Source organism: Arthrobacter sp. Hiyo1 (assembly GCF_001263615.2).
GTDB lineage: Bacteria > Actinomycetota > Actinomycetes > Actinomycetales > Micrococcaceae > Arthrobacter.
In genome coordinates this window covers 277,408-278,867 of the sequence record NZ_DF952474.1, presented here as the reverse complement: position 1 = coordinate 278,867, position 1,460 = coordinate 277,408, and the positions used below count along the sequence as shown (strand labels likewise).

The 1,460-nt window shown below is 64.8% G+C and carries 2 protein-coding genes; both read left to right on the top strand.

Features of this window, described 5'->3' with window-relative positions:
* The coding region (locus tag AHiyo1_RS18620) for a Gfo/Idh/MocA family protein (RefSeq protein ID WP_059389539.1) at positions 1–862 on the top strand (862 nt) is incomplete at its 5' end.
* 192 nt (positions 863–1,054) lie between these two features.
* On the top strand, positions 1,055–1,460 hold a 406-nt coding region (locus AHiyo1_RS18615), incomplete at its 3' end, for a GDSL-type esterase/lipase family protein (protein ID WP_253257451.1).

Sequence of the window (1,460 nt, the reverse complement as noted above, 5' to 3'; positions counted from 1 at the left end):
CCATCCGGTGACCACGGAGGCGCTTGCGGCAGGGCTGCCCGTGCTTGGCGAAAAGCCTGTGGCCTCGACGGTGGCCCAAGGGCTCTCGCTTGCTGCGGGGTCGGAGCTTAGCGGCCAGTTGTTCATGGTCAGCCAGTCCCGCAGGTACAACAGGCATCTTTTCGAGGCCAAACGGCTTTCTGCTTCTCTAGGCAGCGTGGGGATTGTCTCGGCCGAGTTCTTCAAGGCGCCGCATTTCGGCGGATTCCGGGATGTCATGGACCACCCGTTGCTGCTGGACATGGCCATCCATCAGTTCGACATGGCCCGGTTCCTGCTCGACGCGGATCCTGTCTCGGTGTTCTGCGAGGAATACAACCCGGCCTGGAGCTGGTACCGCGGCGATGCAGGGGCCACCGCCATCTTCGAAATGACCGGTGGGGAGCGCTTCGTGTTCACTGGAAGCTGGTGCAGCCCGGGTCAGGAGACCTCCTGGAACGCGGCGTGGCGGATCAGCGGCGAACACGGCACGGTCCTGTGGGACGGCGACACCGAACCTGTGTCCTCGTTGGGCGCTGATTCGGGCCCCGGCGGCGACGATCCCGGGCAGGAGATCGCCGGTTCGCTGCGTGATTTCGTGCTGGCCTTGCATACCGGAAGTACTCCCATGGGGCAGGTCCACCAGAACATCATGAGCCTGGCCATGGTGGAAGCGGCCATGCTCAGCGCATCCACCGGCACCCGCATTTCCGTGGACGCGCTGCTCGAGGAATCGTACTCCCAGGCCGTCCTGACGGAACGCGACCCGGACGTACTGGAGGTCCTCAAGTCCTGGACCTCAGTCCGCAGCGCCCTCACCCCTCCATCCCACCAACCCAACTGACCCCCGCCGTAGCCGACCCAACTAACTCGCAGTTGTTGTCGTTTTGAGCCCTCATAACGACAACAACTGTCAGCTAGTTGGGTTTCCGTAGTCGTGGGCTCGCAGCTCGCGTAGTCTGGCCGCAAGACTGCCGGGCTGGGGTAGCTCGCGCCGCCAAGCGGCACTGCAGATCGACACGAGGGGATATCAATCATGCAAGCAGCTAATTCGCGACGCCGGTATGGCCGCCTGGCGGGCGCCGTCGCCGTCGTCGTACTCCTGGCAGGATTCGGCGCGGGACCCGCACAGGCGACTACAACGAAACCGGCCGATGTCTATGTCGCCCTGGGCGATTCCTATGCTGCCGGCACGGGCGGCAGCAGTCCGGCTCCGGGCTCGTTCCCGGGCTGCCATCAGAGCCTGGACAGTTACGCCGCCCTTTTGGGCGGGCTGAACCTGGGCTGCTTCGGTGCTACGTCGCTTGCCGTCAAGGCAGGTCTGGACAACCTGTCCCCCGCCGATCCTGTCGCGATCGCCCTGGGGTCCGCTACCGAAGTCTCGGTGACTGTTGGTGGCAACGACGTCGGCACGGGAGCCGTGGCGGTGGCATGCACCAGTG